The organism is Rhodococcus sp. EPR-147, from assembly GCF_001647185.1.
Taxonomy (GTDB): domain Bacteria; phylum Actinomycetota; class Actinomycetes; order Mycobacteriales; family Mycobacteriaceae; genus Rhodococcoides.
The window spans coordinates 1-18,286 of the sequence record NZ_LVCU01000299.1 but is presented as its reverse complement, the minus strand read 5'-3'; the positions used below and the strand labels follow the sequence as shown (position 1 = coordinate 18,286).

General features: G+C 65.2%; 16 protein-coding genes. 12 read left to right on the top strand and 4 right to left on the bottom strand.

Annotation, left to right across the window (positions count from 1 at the left end):
* Positions 1-103 precede the first annotated feature (103 nt).
* Together A2J02_RS14295 and A2J02_RS14290 are read right to left on the bottom strand one after the other, a co-directional pair.
* Complete coding sequence (locus tag A2J02_RS14295) at positions 104-910, bottom strand: thioesterase family protein (RefSeq protein ID WP_068050784.1); 807 nt, start codon at positions 908-910, stop codon at positions 104-106.
* 17 nt (positions 911-927) lie between these two features.
* Positions 928-1,806, bottom strand: coding sequence for a RecB family exonuclease (locus A2J02_RS14290; protein WP_373454840.1), 879 nt, complete (start codon positions 1,804-1,806; stop codon positions 928-930).
* 321 nt (positions 1,807-2,127) lie between these two features.
* On the opposite strand from A2J02_RS14290, the gene A2J02_RS14285 reads away from it, so the two are divergent.
* Positions 2,128-2,994: a tRNA (adenine-N1)-methyltransferase gene (locus A2J02_RS14285; protein WP_052047554.1), complete on the top strand. Its 867-nt coding sequence runs from the start codon at positions 2,128-2,130 to the stop codon at positions 2,992-2,994.
* 34 nt (positions 2,995-3,028) lie between these two features.
* Here the strand turns inward: A2J02_RS14285 and A2J02_RS14280 are convergent, their stop codons facing one another.
* Positions 3,029-3,514 carry a hypothetical protein gene (locus A2J02_RS14280; protein WP_068050782.1) on the bottom strand — a complete coding sequence of 162 codons (486 nt, stop codon included), beginning with the start codon at positions 3,512-3,514 and terminating at the stop codon, positions 3,029-3,031.
* Between the two features lie 185 nt (positions 3,515-3,699).
* Between A2J02_RS14280 and arc the strand changes: the two genes are divergently transcribed.
* From arc to prcA, 5 genes are all read left to right on the top strand, one after another.
* A complete protein-coding gene (arc, locus tag A2J02_RS14275) occupies positions 3,700-5,463 on the top strand; it encodes a proteasome ATPase (RefSeq protein WP_068050781.1) in 1,764 nt (587 codons plus the stop codon).
* Between the two features lie 82 nt (positions 5,464-5,545).
* Positions 5,546-7,045, top strand: coding sequence for a depupylase/deamidase Dop (dop, locus tag A2J02_RS14270; RefSeq protein WP_068050780.1), 1,500 nt, complete (start codon positions 5,546-5,548; stop codon positions 7,043-7,045).
* A 194-nt stretch (positions 7,046-7,239) separates the two neighbouring features.
* Positions 7,240-7,434: a ubiquitin-like protein Pup gene (locus tag A2J02_RS14265; RefSeq protein WP_008716348.1), complete on the top strand. Its 195-nt coding sequence runs from the start codon at positions 7,240-7,242 to the stop codon at positions 7,432-7,434.
* Positions 7,431-8,372, top strand: a complete 942-nt coding sequence (gene prcB / locus A2J02_RS14260) for a proteasome subunit beta (RefSeq protein ID WP_068050779.1) — start codon at positions 7,431-7,433, stop codon at positions 8,370-8,372. The genes A2J02_RS14265 and prcB overlap by 4 nt, the downstream gene beginning before the upstream one ends.
* Entirely contained in the window at positions 8,369-9,142 is a 774-nt protein-coding gene (gene prcA / locus A2J02_RS14255; protein ID WP_068050778.1) for a proteasome subunit alpha, read from the top strand. The genes prcB and prcA overlap by 4 nt, the downstream gene beginning before the upstream one ends.
* A gap of 33 nt (positions 9,143-9,175) precedes the next feature.
* On the opposite strand, the gene A2J02_RS14250 is transcribed toward prcA, so the two are convergent.
* Entirely contained in the window at positions 9,176-10,645 is a 1,470-nt protein-coding gene (locus A2J02_RS14250; RefSeq protein WP_068050777.1) for a bifunctional phosphatase PAP2/diacylglycerol kinase family protein, read from the bottom strand.
* Between the two features lie 98 nt (positions 10,646-10,743).
* Between A2J02_RS14250 and pafA the strand changes: the two genes are divergently transcribed.
* From pafA to A2J02_RS14220, 6 genes are all read left to right on the top strand, one after another.
* On the top strand, positions 10,744-12,102 hold the full coding sequence (gene pafA, locus A2J02_RS14245; RefSeq protein ID WP_197478028.1) for a Pup--protein ligase: 1,359 nt from the start codon (positions 10,744-10,746) through the stop codon (positions 12,100-12,102).
* Between the two features lie 69 nt (positions 12,103-12,171).
* Positions 12,172-13,164, top strand: a complete 993-nt coding sequence (locus tag A2J02_RS14240) for a helix-turn-helix transcriptional regulator (RefSeq protein WP_068050775.1) — start codon at positions 12,172-12,174, stop codon at positions 13,162-13,164.
* Positions 13,161-14,156 (top strand): helix-turn-helix transcriptional regulator, encoded by a 996-nt coding sequence (locus A2J02_RS14235; protein WP_068050774.1) that lies wholly within the window; start codon positions 13,161-13,163, stop codon positions 14,154-14,156. Before A2J02_RS14240 ends, A2J02_RS14235 begins: the two co-directional genes overlap by 4 nt.
* A gap of 86 nt (positions 14,157-14,242) precedes the next feature.
* Positions 14,243-14,509, top strand: coding sequence for a Sec-independent protein translocase subunit TatA (gene tatA, locus A2J02_RS14230; RefSeq protein WP_068050773.1), 267 nt, complete (start codon positions 14,243-14,245; stop codon positions 14,507-14,509).
* Positions 14,510-14,620: 111 nt separating this feature from the next.
* Positions 14,621-15,592 (top strand): twin-arginine translocase subunit TatC, encoded by a 972-nt coding sequence (gene tatC / locus A2J02_RS14225; RefSeq protein WP_068050772.1) that lies wholly within the window; start codon positions 14,621-14,623, stop codon positions 15,590-15,592.
* 27 nt (positions 15,593-15,619) lie between these two features.
* On the top strand, positions 15,620-18,286 hold a 2,667-nt coding region (locus A2J02_RS14220), incomplete at its 3' end, for a DEAD/DEAH box helicase (protein WP_068050771.1).

Below are 18,286 nucleotides of genomic sequence, written 5' to 3'. Positions count from 1 at the left end.
TCTCGGTGCCAAGGCGATCCTCGCCTCCGACATCAGGTCCTGCCGCGCGTTCTGAATCCGAATTCACGTCGTCACAGCGCTGACGTCTCGATCGGACGAGACGTCAGCTGCGACGTCTAACCAACACCGTCTGAGCGATGCGACCGACAGGTCCTCGTTCGTCGCTGAGGGTGCCCGCGCACATTGCGATTCCGTCCGGCCCGGTGGAGGTCTCGGCGGACACCCCGATCCAATCTCCCTGCGGCACGCGGAACACGTGCACGGTCAGATCGGTGTTCAGGAACGTCCATTCGTCGATCGGGAGCTTGGCTCCGATTCCGTTGGCGATGTCGGCAATAGAGAACAGTCTCTCCAACGGAGTCATCGATTCACCCTGCACCAGAACGGGTCTGGGCCTCGCCCACACCTGGCCCGGCCCCGGCTCGCCGAGTCCGGTGAGAGTCCTGAACTCGACGGCGTCGAGATAACCCGACGACCAGGTGCCACCGAAGGTGTAATCGACTCCGTCGCTCACCGGTCGCATCACCGGATCCCCGGAGTGTGCAACGTCGTCGGTCGGCGTGGTGCGCAATCGCCATGCGCTGCCGCGGGCCACCGCCCGCGCAGTTCCCGACGTGCCGTCCGCCCAGAGTTCCGCGACGACGAGCTCGATATTGGCACCGGGACGCTCCGTCCATGACCGGATCTCGATGTCCCCGACCGGAACCGGTCCGAGGATGTCGACGGCCACGCGACTGATACGGGTGTCCTCCCTGGCGTCGACTCGCTCGAGCGCCCGGACCAACAGGGCCGACGGCGGAGCGCCGTGTTGCATCGTCGGTGCCCACAGACTGACGGTGTGCTCGGTAGCGGTGACCCGCTCGTGGCCTTCGCTGCCGACACCGGCGGGAACGAAGAAGGCGTTCGGCAGTGCCTTCGCGGTGAGGGTCACAGCTCGGCCCCCGCCGGATCGGCAGCGGCCGTGGGCCAACCCGGATACGCCGGGGGAGTACCACCGAATTCCGGACACAGCGCCTGGTGGTCGCACCACTTGCACAACGCGCCCCGTTTGGCGCGGAAATCGCCGGTCTCGCCCGCAGCCAGAATCGCTTTCCAGATGGCCGAGAGCATGCGCTCGAACCTCCGCAACTCGCCCTCGTCCGGGGTGTAGGTCAGCTCCTGCTTGTCGGAGAGGTACATCAACTTCAGTTGTGCCGGAACGACTCCACGCATCCGCATGATCATCAGCGCGTAGAACTTCATCTGGAACAGCGCCTTGGACTCGGTGAACTCTCGCGGTGCCCGACCGGTCTTGTAATCGACGACGCGGATCATCCCGTTCGGTGCCACGTCGATCCGATCGATGAATCCGCGCAGCGGCGTACCGTCGTCCAGCACTACCTCCACGCGCTGTTCGCAGGACTCGGGCTCGAACCGAGTGGGGTCTTCGAGCTCGTAGTACCCGGCGACCAGCGCGCGAGCCCGGTCGAGAAACGCCGGTCTTTCGTCCGCCGGAACCAGACTCTCGATGTCGGGTGACCGAGCGACCACTCGCTCCCACGCCGGATCGACGAGTTCTCGCGCAGTGGCCGGAACACGATCCTGTGCGGGCAACGCGTACAGGGCCTCCAATGCGGCATGCACCACAGTTCCCTTCACCTGAGCTTCGGTGGAGACCTCGGGAATCCGGTCGACGGCACGCAGGCGATAGAGGAGTGGGCACTGCTTGAAATCACCTGCGCGCGAAGGCGACAACGCCGGTGTACTGCGGGAGCCGGACGTCGCCGGCGACGTCTGCTCGCTGTCGCCGAGATCGAGTAGAGGCAAGTCGACGGGCGTCGACGCGGAAATACTCACGACTGCGACCCTATGCCGTTGGTCCGACATCTTCGGTCAAGGCCGTAGTCTGGCACGTCGAGTCGTCCCAGGTGCCGGATCGCAACAGGTCGGGCACCCAACAGAGCAACGAAAGCAGGTTCCGCTGTGCCGTCCGGTGATGCTGTGTCCTTCGGTGATTCCGCGTCCGCGTCGACCGACGGGCCCGAGGTCGACGCGATCGTCGATGCCCCGGTCATCGGTGCGGACGAAGTGGTCACCGCAACTGTCGACGAAATCGAACTCGACGAAGCTCTCGCGACCGATGACGACGTGCCGGTCGAGCCGGTACCGACCGGACCCGCACGCAGCGGACCGTTCCGCGTCGGAGATCGAGTCCAGCTCACCGACGGTAAGGGCCGCCACTACACGGTGGTGCTCGAGGCGGGCAAGGAGTTCCACACCCACCGGGGCGGAATCACCCACGACAAACTGCTCGGCGCCGACGAGGGCAGCGTCGTCACGTCCGTCAACGGCACCCCTTACCTCGCACTGCGGCCGCTGCTGACCGACTACGTGCTGTCGATGCCGCGTGGCGCGCAGGTCATCTACCCCAAGGACGCAGCCCAGATCGTGCACGAGGGCGACATGTTCCCCGGCGCGCGAGTGCTCGAGGCCGGTGCCGGATCGGGCGCGCTGACGTGCTCGCTGCTGCGTGCCGTCGGTACCGCAGGAACGGTCATCTCCTACGAGATCCGCCAGGACCATGCCGACTACGCGATCAAGAACGTCGAGACGTTCTTCGGCGAGCGGCCGTCCAACTGGCACCTGACGGTGGCCGACGTGGATCAGTTCGGTGTCGATCGTCCCGGCGAGCAGGTCGACCGCGTCGTCCTCGACATGCTCGCGCCATGGGACGCACTGCCTGCCGTATCGAAGGCTCTCGTCCCCGGCGGCGTGCTGCTGGTCTACGTCGCCACGGTGACGCAGTTGTCCAAGGTCGTCGAAGCCCTTCGCGCGCAGGAGTGCTGGACCGAACCCCGCTCGTGGGAGTCGATGGTGCGCGGGTGGCACGTCGTCGGATTGGCGGTTCGTCCCGAGCATCGGATGCAGGGGCACACGGCATTCCTCGTCAGTGTCCGACGCCTCGCCGAGGGCACCGTCACGCCGAAGCCTCAGCGTCGGTCCGGCAAGGGCTGACGATCCCAGCGGCGTCGCCGAGGATTCCCGGCCTCTAGGCGCAGGGTGCCTGCCCCATGGCGAGAATCTGGCAGGTACTGGCATCGGAGAGCTTCCAGTCGCCGTCGATCAGCACCCAGGTCTGCGGGGACGGTGCTGCCGTTCCCCGCGGAGTGGCGATCGCGACGTCGGCGGTGGACGTCTGGCCCTCGACCGTCGGTTCGGCAACCTCGAATGTGATGGCGCCGTAATTCGCCAGAGCCGCGGTCATCGTTTCGAGGTTGGTCAGGCGTGCCTGCCCGTTCTCGACCGAAGCCGCTTTCGTCGCCGCGTCGACATCCGGTGCCACCAGTTGCAGCAGAGATGCTTCGAGTTCAGCCGCGGTAGGTGCTGCGACGGTGGGTGCATCGGTTGCGGGATCGCTGATTTCGGCGGCCGCCGTCGAATTGTGATCGGTGTGATCGGAATCGTCGGCCGAACTGCAGCCGGCCACCGAAATCATCGCTGCCGCGAGCGCGACACCTGCCGAGAAAATGCGCATCTTCACTGGTGAAGCCCCTGATTCCATGGTCGGTCCGCTGCTTGGTCAGGTGAGGCTAACATGAACTCGACCGACGCTCGGGTGCGGTCGAGACACACTGCTTCTCCGTCCCGATCGTGGTGTCGGTCCGCACATTCGGGCCGGTGCCGGTAGCGTTGATAGATCGTCACTGGGAGGAGTCGCTCATGAGCTCAACAGACAATCCGGATGTGGCCGCGGCCAGAGCCGAACTGGACGCCGTGCGAGCCGAAGCTGCTTCACTGCGCCGTCAGCTGGGGGAGTCCCCCGAACAGGTACGCGAACTCGAAGGACGCGTCGATTCTCTGTCGCTGCGCAACGCGAAGTTGATGGACACCCTGAAAGAGGCCAGGCAACAGCTCATCGCACTTCGCGAGGAAGTGGACCGCCTCGGCCAACCGCCGAGCGGCTACGGCGTTCTGCTGAGCGTCTTCGACGACGGCACGGTGGACGTGTTCACCTCCGGACGCAAGATGAGGCTGACGTGTTCACCCAACATCGAGGCGGACTCACTGGCACCGGGACAGACGGTGCGCCTGAACGAAGCGCTCACCATCGTCGAGGCCTGCACCTTCGACCAGGTCGGCGAAATCAGCACTCTGCGTGAGCTTCTGGGCGACGGATCCCGAGCACTCGTCGTCGGTCACGCCGACGAGGAACGAGTGGTGTGGCTGGCCAAGCCGTTGATCGACATGGTCAACGACGAGGGCCCCATCGACCCGGACGAACCGTCCCGCAAACTCCGTCCCGGCGACTCCCTGCTCGTCGACACCAAGGCCGGCTACGCGTTCGAGCGTGTCCCCAAGGCCGAGGTCGAGGACCTGGTCCTCGAGGAGGTGCCCGACGTCGGATACGAGGACATCGGTGGTCTCGGTCGGCAGATCGAGCAGATTCGCGACGCCGTCGAACTCCCGTTCCTGCACAAGGATCTGTTTCGCGAGTACTCCTTGCGTCCGCCCAAGGGTGTGCTGCTCTACGGCCCTCCCGGCTGCGGAAAGACGTTGATCGCCAAGGCGGTTGCCAACTCGTTGGCCAAGAAGATCGCCGAGGCCCGCGGCCAGGACGCCAAGGAAGCGAAGTCGTTCTTCCTCAACATCAAGGGCCCCGAGCTGCTCAACAAGTTCGTCGGCGAGACCGAGCGTCACATCCGCATGATCTTCCAGCGTGCACGGGAGAAGGCGTCCGAGGGCACCCCGGTCATCGTGTTCTTCGACGAGATGGACTCGATCTTCCGCACCCGTGGTTCGGGCGTCTCGTCCGACGTCGAGACGACGGTGGTCCCGCAGCTGCTCGCCGAGATCGACGGCGTGGAGGGGCTGGAGAACGTCATCGTGATCGGTGCCTCCAACCGTGAAGACATGATCGACCCCGCGATCCTGCGGCCCGGTCGCCTGGACGTGAAGATCAAGATCGAGCGGCCGGACGCCGAATCGGCGCAGGACATCTTCTCCAAGTACCTGACCGACTCGCTGCCGGTCAACGCCGACGATGTCGCAGAGTTCGGCGGAGATCGCGCTGCCTGCATCCGAGGGATGATCGACCGCGTCGTCGAGCGCATGTACGCCGAAAGCGACGACAACCGCTTCCTCGAGGTGACGTATGCCAACGGAGACAAGGAAGTTCTGTACTTCAAGGACTTCAATTCCGGTGCCATGATCCAGAACATCGTCGACCGCGCCAAGAAGTACGCCATCAAGTCGGTACTCGAGACCGGCAACGGCGGGCTGCGAATTCAACACCTCTTCGACTCCATCGTCGACGAATTCGCCGAGAACGAGGACCTACCGAACACCACGAATCCGGACGACTGGGCTCGAATCTCCGGCAAGAAGGGCGAGCGGATCGTCTACATCCGCACGCTGGTCACCGGCAAGAACGCCAGCGCGAGCCGGGCGATCGACACCGAGGCCAACACCGGCCAGTACCTGTAGCTTCGTCGAACACCACTTTCGGGGCGCGTCCGCACAGGGCGCGCCCCGAAAGCGCTCTGCGGCCGACGTCTAGGCTCGACATATGCAGCGCATCATCGGTATCGAGGTCGAGTACGGCATATCTTCGCCCACCGAACCCACCGCCAACCCGATCCTGACATCGACCCAGGCAGTGCTCGCCTACGCGGCAGCCGCCGGGGTACCCCGGGCCAAGCGCACACGCTGGGACTACGAGGTCGAGTCGCCGCTGCGTGATGCCCGCGGATTCGACCTCGGGCGCTTCAGCGGCCCGGCACCGGTGATCGACGCCGACGAGATCGGCGCGGCCAACATGATTCTCACCAACGGTGCCCGCCTGTACGTCGACCACGCGCACCCCGAGTACTCCGCCCCGGAGGTACGCGATCCGTTGGACGCAGTGATCTGGGACAAGGCCGGCGAGCGCGTCATGGAGGCCGCCGCTCGCCACGCCTCGAGTGTGCCCGGTGCCCCGCGCCTGCAGCTCTACAAGAACAACGTCGACGGTAAGGGCGCGTCGTACGGCACCCACGAGAACTACCTGATGTCGCGCGAGACGCCGTTCTCGGCGGTCATCGCCGGTCTGTCTCCGTTCTTCGCCTCCAGGCAGGTCATCACCGGATCGGGACGCGTCGGAATCGGCCAGTCCGGTGACGAAGCGGGCTTCCAACTCTCGCAGCGGGCGGATTACATCGAGGTGGAGGTGGGCCTCGAGACCACCCTGAAGCGCGGCATCATCAACACGCGCGACGAACCACACGCGGACGCGGACAAGTACCGCCGCCTGCATTGCATCATCGGCGACGCCAATCTCGCCGAGATGTCGACCTACCTCAAGGTCGGCACCACCGCGCTCGTGCTCGATCTCATCGAAGCAGGGGTCGATCTGTCCGATCTGCAGCTGGCCAGGCCGGTGACCGCAGTCCATCAGATCAGCCACGATCCGACGCTGCGTAAGGCCGTCGCGCTCGCCGACGGCCGCGAGCTGACCGGGCTTGCGCTGCAGCGGATCTACCACCAGCGTGCTGCGAAGTTCGTGGCCGCCGAGGGCAGCGACGACGCGCGCGCTCTGGATGTGCTCGACAAGTGGGCGATGGTCCTCGACCTTCTCGAACGCGATCCGATGGAGTGCGCCCATCTGTTGGACTGGCCCGCGAAATTGCGCCTGCTCGAAGGGTTCCGCCAGCGGGAGGGGCTCGGGTGGTCGGCTCCTCGGCTGCATCTGGTGGACCTGCAGTATTCCGATGTTCGCCTGGACAAAGGCCTGTACAACCGGCTGGTTGCTCGTGGGTCGATGGATCGACTGGTCACCGAGCAGCAGGTGCTCGATGCCGTCGGCACGCCGCCGGATGATACGAGGGCGTACTTCCGCGGTGAGTGCCTGCGCAAGTTCGGTGCCGACATCGCCGCCGCGAGCTGGGACTCGGTCATCTTCGATCTCGGCGGCGACTCCCTTGTCCGCATCCCGACCCTCGAGCCGCTTCGAGGCACGAAATCGCACGTCGGTGCGCTGCTCGAGTCGGTCGACAGTGCCGCCGAACTCGTCGATCAGCTCACCAACTGACGCGCCCGAAGACCGGTACCGACTATTCGCGGTGTCTTGCCGACCGACGGAGTCGGTCTGTCGGTAGGGTAAAGGTCCGTGCACTTTCGGCGGAACGTTCGGTTGCACTTGCACATCCACGACGGTGCACCTCGGATCGACCGGTGAGAGTGCAGTAGATCTGTTTTCTCGATACACGGAGGAGGTCGGCGACTATGGCACAGGAGCAGACACGGCGCTCTGGCGGCGGCGACGACGATGAGGTTCCAGGCGACACCGGAGCCGGTGGTCAGGAACGACGCGAGAAGCTGGCCGAGGAGACCGACGACCTTCTCGACGAGATCGACGACGTGCTCGAGGAAAACGCCGAGGACTTCGTGCGCGCCTACGTTCAGAAGGGCGGCCAGTGACGGTGGATCGTTCGGACCCACGGTCGGCCGGCGACGGAACGGCGATTCCGTTCGGGTCGAGCAGCTCGTCGTTCTCCGATTATCTTCGTCAGCACGCCCCTCATCTGTTGCCCGAGAGCGGTATCGCAGCGGACCTGGCGTCCCACACCGCGAACGGCGGGTCGGACAAGTCCGGTATTGCCCCGCACGGGACGACGATCGTCGCGCTGACCTACGCGGGCGGCGTTCTGATCGCGGGTGACCGGCGAGCCACGCAGGGCAATCTGATCGCCAATCGCGACATGCAGAAGGTCTACGTCACCGACGATTACTCCGCAGCGGGTATCGCCGGAACTGCCGGCATAGCGATCGAACTGGTGCGGCTCTTCGCCGTCGAACTCGAGCACTACGAGAAGATCGAGGGCGTGCCGCTCACGTTCAACGGCAAGGCCAACAAGCTGTCGTCGATGGTCCGAAGCAATCTCGGTGCCGCGATGCAAGGGCTCGCCGCGGTCCCGCTGTTGGTCGGATTCGACATCGACATCTCGGATCCGGATCGTGCCGGAAGAATTGTGTCCTACGACGTGGTCGGCGGGCGATACGAGGAGCGTTCGGGCTACCACGCGGTGGGATCGGGATCGCTGTTCGCCAAGTCCGCGCTCAAGAAGCTCTATCGCCCCGGAATGACCGAGGAGGAGGCGATTCGCGCAGCGGTGGAATCGCTGTACGACGCCGCCGACGACGACTCGGCCACCGGTGGTCCTGACGTCACCCGCGGGATCTACCCGACGGCTGTCGCCATCACCAGCGTCGGTGCGGACGATGTTGCGCACGACAGGATTTCGGCCGCGGCTCGGTCCGTCCTCGCGGAGCGGACCGAGAGCGCCGCACATTCCGGCGGTGCCGAGCATCACACCCGGGCCGGTCAGCAAGTGAGCGAAGGGGGTAGCGCACCATGACGATGCCGTACTACGCATCTGCCGAACAGATCATGCGCGATCGTTCGGAGTTGGCGCGCAAGGGAATCGGCCGCGGCCGCAGCGTCATCGTGCTGACGTACGCGGACGGGGTGCTCTTCGTGGCCGAGAACCGTTCGACCGCGTTGCACAAGGTGAGCGAACTGTACGACCGGATCGGTTTCGCGGCCGTGGGCAAGTACAACGAGTTCGAGAACCTGCGCAAGGCCGGAATTCAGCACGCCGACATCAAGGGATACACCTACGATCGGCGTGACGTGACCGGCCGTTCGCTCGCCAAGACGTACGCCCAAGCACTCGGCACGATCTTCACCGAGCAGCTCAAGCCGTACGAGGTCGAGATCTGTGTCGCGGAGGTCTCGCATCAGGACGAGCCGATCGCGACCCAGCTCTACCGCATCACCTACGACGGATCCATCGTCGACGAGCAGGATTTCGTCGTCATGGGCGGAACGACCGAGCCGATCGTGGCTGCGCTCAAGGACACGTACCGGTCCGGACTCGACCTGGCCGACGCGGTCCGTGTCGCCGTCGACGCACTCACGGCAGGTCCGGCGACGCCGCCTGCGGCGGGCGGTGAGCCGGAGAAGAAGGTTCTCGAAGTATCGGCGCTCGAGGTTGCGGTGCTGGACCAGGGTCGGCCGAGGCGAGCGTTCCGACGCATAGCCGGAGCTGCGCTCGAGGACATGTTGCCGACGCCGTCTGCGGCGGCCGAGGCAGTGACCGATACCGAAGCGGCACCGCCCTCCTGATCGGTGGCCCCGATTTTCCCACGGTCTCGCGCTCTATCGCTTCCGATAGAGCGCGAGACCGTTCTCGTCACTGGTGAACTCGAACCACGTTCCGTCGCCCACCACTTCGCCGTCGGCCGCCAGCGCAACCGGGGCGCCCTCCACCTCGACGGTCAGTTTCTTCACCGCTCGACGGACGTAGGCGGGTGACGAGCCGAGGGTGCCGGTCAACGTTGCCCACAGCAGTCTGGTTCTCGATGCCTTCGGCTCCGACGGTAGAAACCTGACATCGAGGGTTCCGGTGTGAATGCTGCTGCGAGACATAGGAACTTGATCTGCCGGTACGTAGTTGCCGTTGCCCACGAACAGCATCCAGACCGAATGCCTGGTGCCGTCGAGCCCGATGTTCAGTGGTTCCGCAGCCGCCAGCACCCTCGTCATCGCAATGGCGGCGGCCGGCCATTTGCCGATTCGGCGCTGCAACTTCTGACGCAGCCGCACCGAGTCGGGGTAGCCACCGAAGGTAGCGGTGTTGACGAACGACACGCTGCGGCCGTCGACGGACACCTCGGCGATGTCGACCAGTTCCGCGGTGCCCGCTTCCACAGCGGCAGCGGTGTCCTCCACGACGGTCAGCCCGGTGTCGCGAGCGAAGTGGTTGAGGGTGCCGCCCGGAAATGCTGCGAGCGGCAACCCGTTGCGTACCGCCGACGCGGCGACGCTGACCACTGTTCCGTCGCCGCCGCAGACACCGAGCGCACGCGGGGAGGTGCTCCGAATTCGCTGCTCGAGTTGCTCGTTGAAGTCCCGGTCGGGATCGGGGACGAACAGATCTGCGTCGGGAAGTGCTCGACGGATCGAGTCGGGCACGGCTTCCGAGTCGTCGCCCGAACCCGGATTGACAAGCACCAGCAGCCCCCGGCCGCCCGGCAGCGGCTCGACGTCGACCGGCGAGCCCAGATCGGCGGGCTTGCCCGACCGTACGGCCCACCAGCGACGGGTGGACAACGCGATGGCCGAGCCGAGAGCGGCACCGGCGATGACGTCTGTCGGCCAGTGCACCCCGACGTGGACCCGCGAGTAACACACCGCAGCCGCAACGGGCGCCAGCAGCACACCCGCTACCGGGGATTCGATTGCCACCGCCGTGACGAACGCAGCCGCCGACGCCGAATGACCGGAGGGGAACGACGACGACACCGGTGGAGCCAGCACCTGACGCAGGACGGGAACCGACTCGGAATCCGGACGAGTTCGCGGAAACAACGGTTTGAGCAGGCCGTTCGCGACCGAGCTCGCACCTGCCAGAGCGACGAGACCCCGAACGCCCCCGCGTCGGGCCGGGCCACCTGCAGCCACGAGAAGCGCAGCCGCACCGAGCCACAGACGACCGTGATCGGCGGCGTTGCTCAGCGCGCGCAGGCCGCCGTCCGCCCGGCTCTGCCGCAGAGCGGCACTTCGTGCCACCAAGGACAGATCCCACGCGTGAACGGCCGTCGAGATCGAGGTGCGCGTGGAAGTCATGACGCCCAGCCTAAGCACGTGCGACGACATCCTCACCGACAGACGACATCGGGGCGCTCCGACACATCGTTTCGAGGGTTGCGTTGTAGTGTCGAAGTGTGCAGCGACGAATTATGGGCATCGAGACAGAGTTCGGTGTCACATGTACTTTCCACGGACATCGACGCCTGAGTCCGGACGAAGTGGCTCGCTATCTGTTCCGCCGAGTCGTCTCGTGGGGTCGCAGCTCGAATGTGTTCCTTCGCAACGGTGCCCGCCTGTACCTCGATGTGGGCTCGCACCCCGAGTACGCCACCGCCGAGTGCGACAGTCTGCTGCAGTTGGTCACCCACGACCGCGCCGGCGAACGGGTACTGGAAGACCTGCTGATCGATGCCGAGCAGCGCCTGGCAGAGGAGGGCATCGGCGGCGATATCTACCTGTTCAAGAACAACACCGACTCGGCCGGCAACTCGTACGGCTGCCACGAGAACTTCCTGGTCCAGCGAGCGGGGGAGTTCTCCCGGATCTCGGACGTTCTGCTGCCCTTCCTGGTCACGCGTCAGTTGATCTGCGGCGCAGGCAAGGTACTCCAGACGCCGAAGGCTGCGACGTTCTGCCTGTCGCAGCGCGCCGAGCACATCTGGGAGGGCGTCTCCTCGGCCACCACTCGTTCGCGGCCGATCATCAACACTCGCGACGAGCCGCACGCCGACGCCGAGAAGTACCGCCGGCTGCACGTCATCGTGGGCGACTCCAACATGGCCGAGACCTCGACGATGCTCAAGGTCGGAACGGCGGCCCTCGTTCTCGAGATGATCGAAGCGGGAGTGTCCTTCCGAGACTTCGCACTGGACAATCCGATTCGCGCCATTCGGGAGGTCAGCCACGATCTCACCGGACGCCGTCCCGTTCGACTCGCCGGCGGACGACAGGCCAGCGCCCTCGACATTCAGCGTGAGTACTACGCGCGAGCCGTCGAGCATCTCAAGACACGCGAGCCGAACACTCAGGTGGAGCAGGTCGTCGATCTGTGGGGACGCACGCTCGACGCCATCGAGACACAGGATTTCGCGAAGGTCGACATCGAGATCGACTGGGTCATCAAGCGCAAGCTGTTCCAGCGTTACCAGGACCGGTACTCGATGGAGCTGTCCGATCCCAAGATCGCACAGTTGGACCTGGCGTACCACGACATCAAGCGTGGCCGGGGGGTCTTCGACCTGTTGCAGCGCAAGGGTCTTGCGAAGAGAGTCACCGAGGACGAACAGATCGACGAGGCCGTCGATCTACCGCCTCAGACCACCCGAGCCAAGCTGCGCGGAGAATTCATCACGGCCGCCCAGGAGGCAGGTCGCGACTTCACGGTCGACTGGGTGCACCTCAAGCTCAACGATCAGGCTCAGCGAACCGTGCTCTGCAAGGACCCGTTCCGCTCGGTCGACGAGCGGGTCGAGCGGTTGATCGCGTCGATGTAGCCAGGTGGACCTCCGGTAGCTCGGGTCGCTACCGCTCGGTCCTCCGATGAGCAACTAGGCTCGACTGTCGTGGCCACCACCAAAGTCGAACGCCTGATGAACCTGGTCATCTGTCTGTTGTCGACACGTCAGTTCCTGACCGCGGAGTGGATCCGCGAGAGCGTTGCCGGGTACGACGACTCCACCAGCCACGAGGCGTTCAGCCGGATGTTCGAGCGGGACAAGAACGAACTGCGTGACCTCGGAGTCCCGTTGGAGACCGGCACTGCCACCAGGTTCGGGGGCGTCGAGGGCTATCGCATCAACCGCGACGCGTACGAACTGCCCGACATCGACCTCACCAGCGCGGAATCGGCCGCCGTCGCGGTCGCCGTCAAACTGTGGGAATCACCGGAGCTCACCTCCGCGGCGCAGAGCGCGCTGCTCAAACTTCGAGCGGCGGGAATCCAGGTCGACCAGAGCGAGTCCGCTGCGGCGGTGACCGCGGTTCCCGCACGCACCCGGGGCTCGGAACCTGCGCTGGGTGCCTTGCTGGCCGCGATCGACGACGGTAGATCGGTACGTTTCCAACACCGACCCTCGCTGACCGAGCCGTTCACCACCAGAACCGTCCAGCCGTGGGGTGTCGTGACGTTTCGCGGCCGCTGGTATCTGGTGGGACACGACGTGGATCGCAACGACACCCGCACGTTCCGCCTCTCCCGAATCGGCGACGACGTCAAACCGTTCGGCACCGCGCAGAGCGTGCGCAAGCCCGACGGCATCGACCTGCAGGACATCGTCCGCCGAGTGGCGGGCACGTCCTCGGTGGCGGGCACGGCCCGGGTATGGCTGCACGACGGCAAGGCGCTGGAACTACGCAGGATGGGAACGGTGGTGGGTGTGCAGAGTCTCGGTGCCCGCAGCGGCACCGTCGTGGAGGTTCCCGTGCGGTCCTGGGACTGGATCTCGCGGTTGATAGCAGGTCACGGCGCGGATGCGGTGGTACTCGAACCCGCCGAACTGCGCGCCGATGTGATCTCGACACTGCGGACAGCGGCCGATGTGGAGAACGAGCGATGAGCGCGCGACTGTCGGTTCGGCTGGCCAGGTTGCTCAACATGGTGCCGTTCTTCATGGCCAATCCCGGGTTGAGCGCCGAGGAGGCCGCCCAGGAGCTGGGGGTGTCGACGGCGGCGCTGATGGCCGATCTCAATCAGCTCTGGATGTGCGGTCTGCCCGGCTACGGCCCGGGTGATCTCATCGATCTGTCGTTCTCCGAGGAGAGCATCGACGTGACGTTCTCGGCCGGCATCGATCGACCGCTGCGCCTGACGTCGACCGAGGCGACGGCCCTGTTGGTTGCGCTTCGATCTCTGACGTCGATGCCAGGGATGGTCGACCCGTCCGCTGCTCAGCGCGCCATCGCGAAGATCGAGACCGCGGCAGGATCGGCGGCGGCCAACGTGCCACTCTCGTCCGATCACGACGGCACGGATACGGAGGAGGGGCCGGTCCCTGCCACCGTCCGATCCGCATTGCGGCACCGGCACGCTCTGGAACTGACCTATTACTCCGCGTCGCGGGACGTCCTGACCGAGCGGACCGTGGACCCGATCAGGACGGTGGTCGTCGACGACAACAGCTATGTCCAGGCGTGGTGCCGAAGCGCCGAGGGTGTTCGGCTGTTCCGGTTCGACCGCATCGACTCGGCCACCGAACTCGACGAACCGGCCGCGCCGCCGGAATCGGTGCAGGACGAGGACGCCTTCGAGATCTTCAACGACGATCCCTCGCTGTCGCAGGCGCGGCTGAAGGTCTCACCTGCATTCACCTGGATCCTGGACTACTACCCGATGACACAGGTCGCGGCGGATGCGGACGGGTCGATCGTGGTCACGATGCGATTCGCCACGCTGCAGTGGATGACACGGTTGACGTTGGGCTTCGGCGGCGGAGTCACGGTACTGGCACCTGAATCCTTGGTGAACTCCGTCCGCGACCGAGCACGTTCGGCCCTGGACGCGTACGCAGAGTTCGACGCGACCAGCGCGGACGGTCCCGTCGCCACATGAACACCGGGCAAACCCGGACCCGCCGCTGCCGAAGTCGGCACCCGTGGTCGGGTACGCTCGATTCATCTGATCTGTAGGAGGTTCACATGGGATTCACCAGTCCCTGGCACTGGGCCATCGTTGCGGTGGTCGTCATCATTCTGTTCGGTTCCAAGAAGCTGCCCGAGGCTGCTCGCGGACTCGGCCGGTCGTTGCGCATCTTCAAGAGCGAGGTGAAGGAGATGCAGAACGACGGCAAGTCCGACACCGACACCGCTCCCGCTCAGCAGCCCGTCGCTCCCGCTCAGCTGCCCTCGCCCGCCCCGGTCGCGCAGCCGAACACCGAGACCCAGCACGACGCGAAGTCTGCCTGAGCGCACGGCCGCTCAGCACACCTTCGGTGCCAGTTCGGCACCGAAGGTTCACTGCTGTCGGTGACGGCTTTTCGCTGTCGTCCGACCGACGAAGGCTGACCGTAGAACACCATGCGCATTCCGTTCGATCCGCGGCGAAGCAAGCGCCGAATCAATCCCGACGGCACCATGTCGTTGGTCGATCATCTGTACGAGCTGCGAACCCGGCTCCTGTGGTCGCTGGTAGCAGTCGCAGTGACGACTGCCTTCGGGTTCTTCTGGTACTCGCACACCATCTTCGGCGTCGAAAGCCTCGGCGACCTCCTACGCGGTCCCTACTGCACACTCGACCCGAGTCTGCGCGCGAATCTGAGCAACGACGATCAGTGTCGTCTGCTCGCCACCGGACCGTTCGATCAGTTCCTTTTGCGATTCAAGGTCGCGTTCACCGCCGGTGTCGTACTGGCCTGCCCCATCTGGCTGTACCAGATCTGGGCTTTCATCACCCCGGGTCTGTACGCCAACGAACGACGACATGCGGTCTCGTTCGTCTCCGGAGCGGCTGCGCTGTTCGTCGCCGGAGCCGTCCTGGCCTACTTCGTGGTCGCCAAAGGCCTGCACTTCCTGCTCTCCATCGGCGACAACGTGCAGATCACCGCGCTGAGCGGTGATCAGTACTTCGGATTCCTGATCAACCTCCTCATCATCTTCGGCGTCAGCTTCGAGATTCCGTTGCTGGTCGTTGCCTTGAATTTCGTCGGCGTACTCACCTACGAGCGACTCAAGGCGTGGCGTCGAGGTCTCATCTTCGGATTGTTCGTCTTCGCGGCCATCGCAACTCCTGGCCAGGACCCGTTCTCCATGCTGGCCTTGGCCTTGGCGTTGACGGTGCTCTTCGAGATGGCAGTGCAGATTGCGCGAATTCACGACAAGCGTAAGTTGCGCAAGAGAAGAGACGAATGGGGTGATGTGTCAGATGACGAAGCAACGCGCATCGACGGCGCAAGTTCGATCGAATCACCGGATGCTGTCGCTCCGACACCGCCGTCCAGCGGTCTCGGTACCGCGACCCGAGTACAGGCGCAGTACGACGACACGATCTGACATCGACCGGCCCGTAGGGTCGAAAGCATGACCGAGACGGTTCTCGATACGGGGACGAGCCCCCGACCCACCCAGCTGCAACGATTCTCCGCCGAGCTCGGCTTTCCCCTCGACCGGTTCCAGGTGGATGCCTGCACAGCGCTGGAGAACGGTCACGGGGTACTGGTCTGTGCCCCCACCGGTGCGGGCAAGACGGTCATCGGCGAGTTCGCGGTGCACCTTGCGCTCGCCGCGGGACGTAAGTGCTTCTACACCACCCCGATCAAGGCGCTGAGCAACCAGAAGTTCGCGGAGCTGACCGCACGGTACGGGCGCGACACGGTCGGGCTGCTGACCGGAGATTCGTCGATCAACCCAGACGCGCCCATCGTCATCATGACGACCGAAGTGCTGCGCAACATGCTGTACGCATCCTCGGATGCATTGCGAGGACTCTCGCACGTCGTCATGGACGAGGTGCACTATCTCGCCGACCGTTTCCGCGGGGCGGTGTGGGAAGAAGTCATCCTGCACCTGTCCGACGACGTTCGACTGGTCAGCCTGTCGGCAACGGTGAGCAACGCCGAGGAGTTCGGTGCCTGGATGAGCACGGTTCGCGGTGACACCGCGGTCGTGGTGGACGAGAACCGTCCGGTGCCCCTTTCGCAGCACATCATGGTCGGTCGCCGACTGTTCGATCTGTTCGACACGCGAGCCCAGTCGGCCGACGGCAGTCAGAAGATCGTCGTCGACCGTGAACTCGTCCGACACGTCAAACAACGCCAGTCCCTCGACTCGATGGACCGCTGGCACGCGCCGCACAGCAGGGGCCGCGGCGGACGTTCGGGTGGCGGAGGTCGCGGTGGCGGTCAGGGCAGCGGCGCGAACAACAGACCACTGGCCAGACCCGATGTGATCGCCAAACTCGACGAAGAGGGTCTGCTCCCGGCCATCACATTCATCTTCAGCCGTGCCGGCTGCGACGGCGCGCTGACCCAGTGCATGCGTTCGCGGCTGGTGTTGACCACGCCCGAGCAGGCCGAGGAGATCCGGTACATCGTCGAGAAACACACCTCGGAGCTGCCGCGCGAGGACCTCGAAGTCCTGGGCTTCTGGGAGTGGCGCGACGCACTGGAACGGGGATTCGCCGCCCACCACGCCGGGATGTTGCCGGTCTTCCGGCACACCGTCGAGGAGTTGTTCGTCAAGGGTCTCGTCCGAGCGGTGTTCGCCACGGAGACCTTGGCTCTCGGGATCAACATGCCGGCCCGAACCGTCGTGCTCGAGAAGTTGGTCAAGTTCAACGGTGAGACACACGCCGAATTGACGCCGGGGGAGTACACCCAGCTGACCGGCCGAGCCGGACGCCGCGGCATCGACGTCGAAGGGCATGCCGTCGTGCTGTGGCAGCCCGGCACGGAGCCGACCGAGGTCGCGGGGCTGGCGTCGACGCGTACGTTCCCGCTGCGCAGTTCGTTCGCGCCGGCATACAACATGTCGATCAACCTCATCGAACAGTTCGGTGCGGCCGATTCGCGTCTGCTGCTCGAGCGGTCGTTCGCGCAGTTCCAGGCGGACCGCTCCGTCGTCGGGATGGTTCGCGGTATCGAGAAGAACATGCAGACGTTGGAGGCACTCGGTGCACGCCTCGGTGGCCCCGAGGGCGAGTACTTCGAGTATGCGAAGCTCCGCGAACGACTGAAGGATCGGGAGAAGACCCTCGAACGCCAGAGCAGGTCCGATCGGCGGGACAAGGCCGTCGATTCGCTGCGTGCTCTGCGCCGCGGCGACGGGATCTCGTTGCCGACCGGTCGCCGCAGCGGCCTTGCCGTGGTTCTCGAGCCCGATGACGACCGGGCCGATCCGCGTCCGCTGGTGCTGACCGAGGACAAGTGGGCCGGCCGGCTTTCGGCAGCGGACTTCCCATCGCCCGCAACGTCTCTGGGAACGATGCGACTGCCGCGATTCGTCGACCACCGCACCGCGAAGACCCGACGCGATCTCGCGGCCGCCCTGGTCACCCGCGGAATATCGCAGCCGTCGGACCGTATCCGACGCAAGTCGACGGCAGCGGACGACAAGGAGCTCGCCACCCTTCGGCGAGCAATCCGCTCGCATCCGGTGCACGCTCGTCCCGACCGCGACGAGCTCGGTCGCACCGGCGAACGCTACAACCGGTTGGCGCGAGAGACCGAAACGATGCGCCAGAAGGTGTCGGCCACGACGAACTCACTGGCCCGAACGTTCGACCGCATCCTGGCTTTGCTCGCCGACCGCGGTTACGTGACGGCAGGCAAGGATCCGAAGGTCACCGAGGACGGTGCCAGGCTGAGCCGAATCTATTCCGAGTCCGATCTGCTGGTCGCCGAATGCTTGCGCGGCGGCCTGTGGCAGGGGCTTTCTCCGGCAGAGTTGGCGGCGGTGGTCTCGGCGGTGGTCTACGAGTCCAGATCGGAGGGTGACATCACCCCGCACGGACCGACGGGTCCGATTCGGCACGCGCTGACCGAGACCGTCCGGGTGTGGCACGAGCTGCGGTCCGACGAGGTGCGACACAAGCTGCCGCCGACGAGAGAACCCGACATGGGCTTCGTGAAGGCGATCTACAAGTGGGCGTCGAACCATTCGTTGGTCGATGCGCTCGTCACCGCGGGTGACAACGGCAAAGCACTCTCGGGTGGAGACTTCGTGCGCTGGTGTCGGCAGGTGATCGAC

Bases quoted from the DNA above. Each gene is read 5' to 3' on its own strand.
- A2J02_RS14280 (WP_068050782.1), bottom strand. From the start codon at position 3,514: ATGCGCATTTTCTCGGCAGGTGTCGCGCTCGCGGCAGCGATGATTTCG.
- tatC (WP_068050772.1), top strand. From the start codon at position 14,621: ATGCGCATTCCGTTCGATCCGCGGCGAAGCAAGCGCCGAATCAATCCC.
- arc (WP_068050781.1), top strand. From the start codon at position 3,700: ATGAGCTCAACAGACAATCCGGATGTGGCCGCGGCCAGAGCCGAACTG.
- A2J02_RS14265 (WP_008716348.1), top strand. From the start codon at position 7,240: ATGGCACAGGAGCAGACACGGCGCTCTGGCGGCGGCGACGACGATGAG.
- dop (WP_068050780.1), top strand. From the start codon at position 5,546: ATGCAGCGCATCATCGGTATCGAGGTCGAGTACGGCATATCTTCGCCC.
- A2J02_RS14235 (WP_068050774.1), top strand. From the start codon at position 13,161: ATGAGCGCGCGACTGTCGGTTCGGCTGGCCAGGTTGCTCAACATGGTG.
- tatA (WP_068050773.1), top strand. From the start codon at position 14,243: ATGGGATTCACCAGTCCCTGGCACTGGGCCATCGTTGCGGTGGTCGTC.
- prcA (WP_068050778.1), top strand. From the start codon at position 8,369: ATGACGATGCCGTACTACGCATCTGCCGAACAGATCATGCGCGATCGT.
- A2J02_RS14250 (WP_068050777.1), bottom strand. From the start codon at position 10,645: ATGACTTCCACGCGCACCTCGATCTCGACGGCCGTTCACGCGTGGGAT.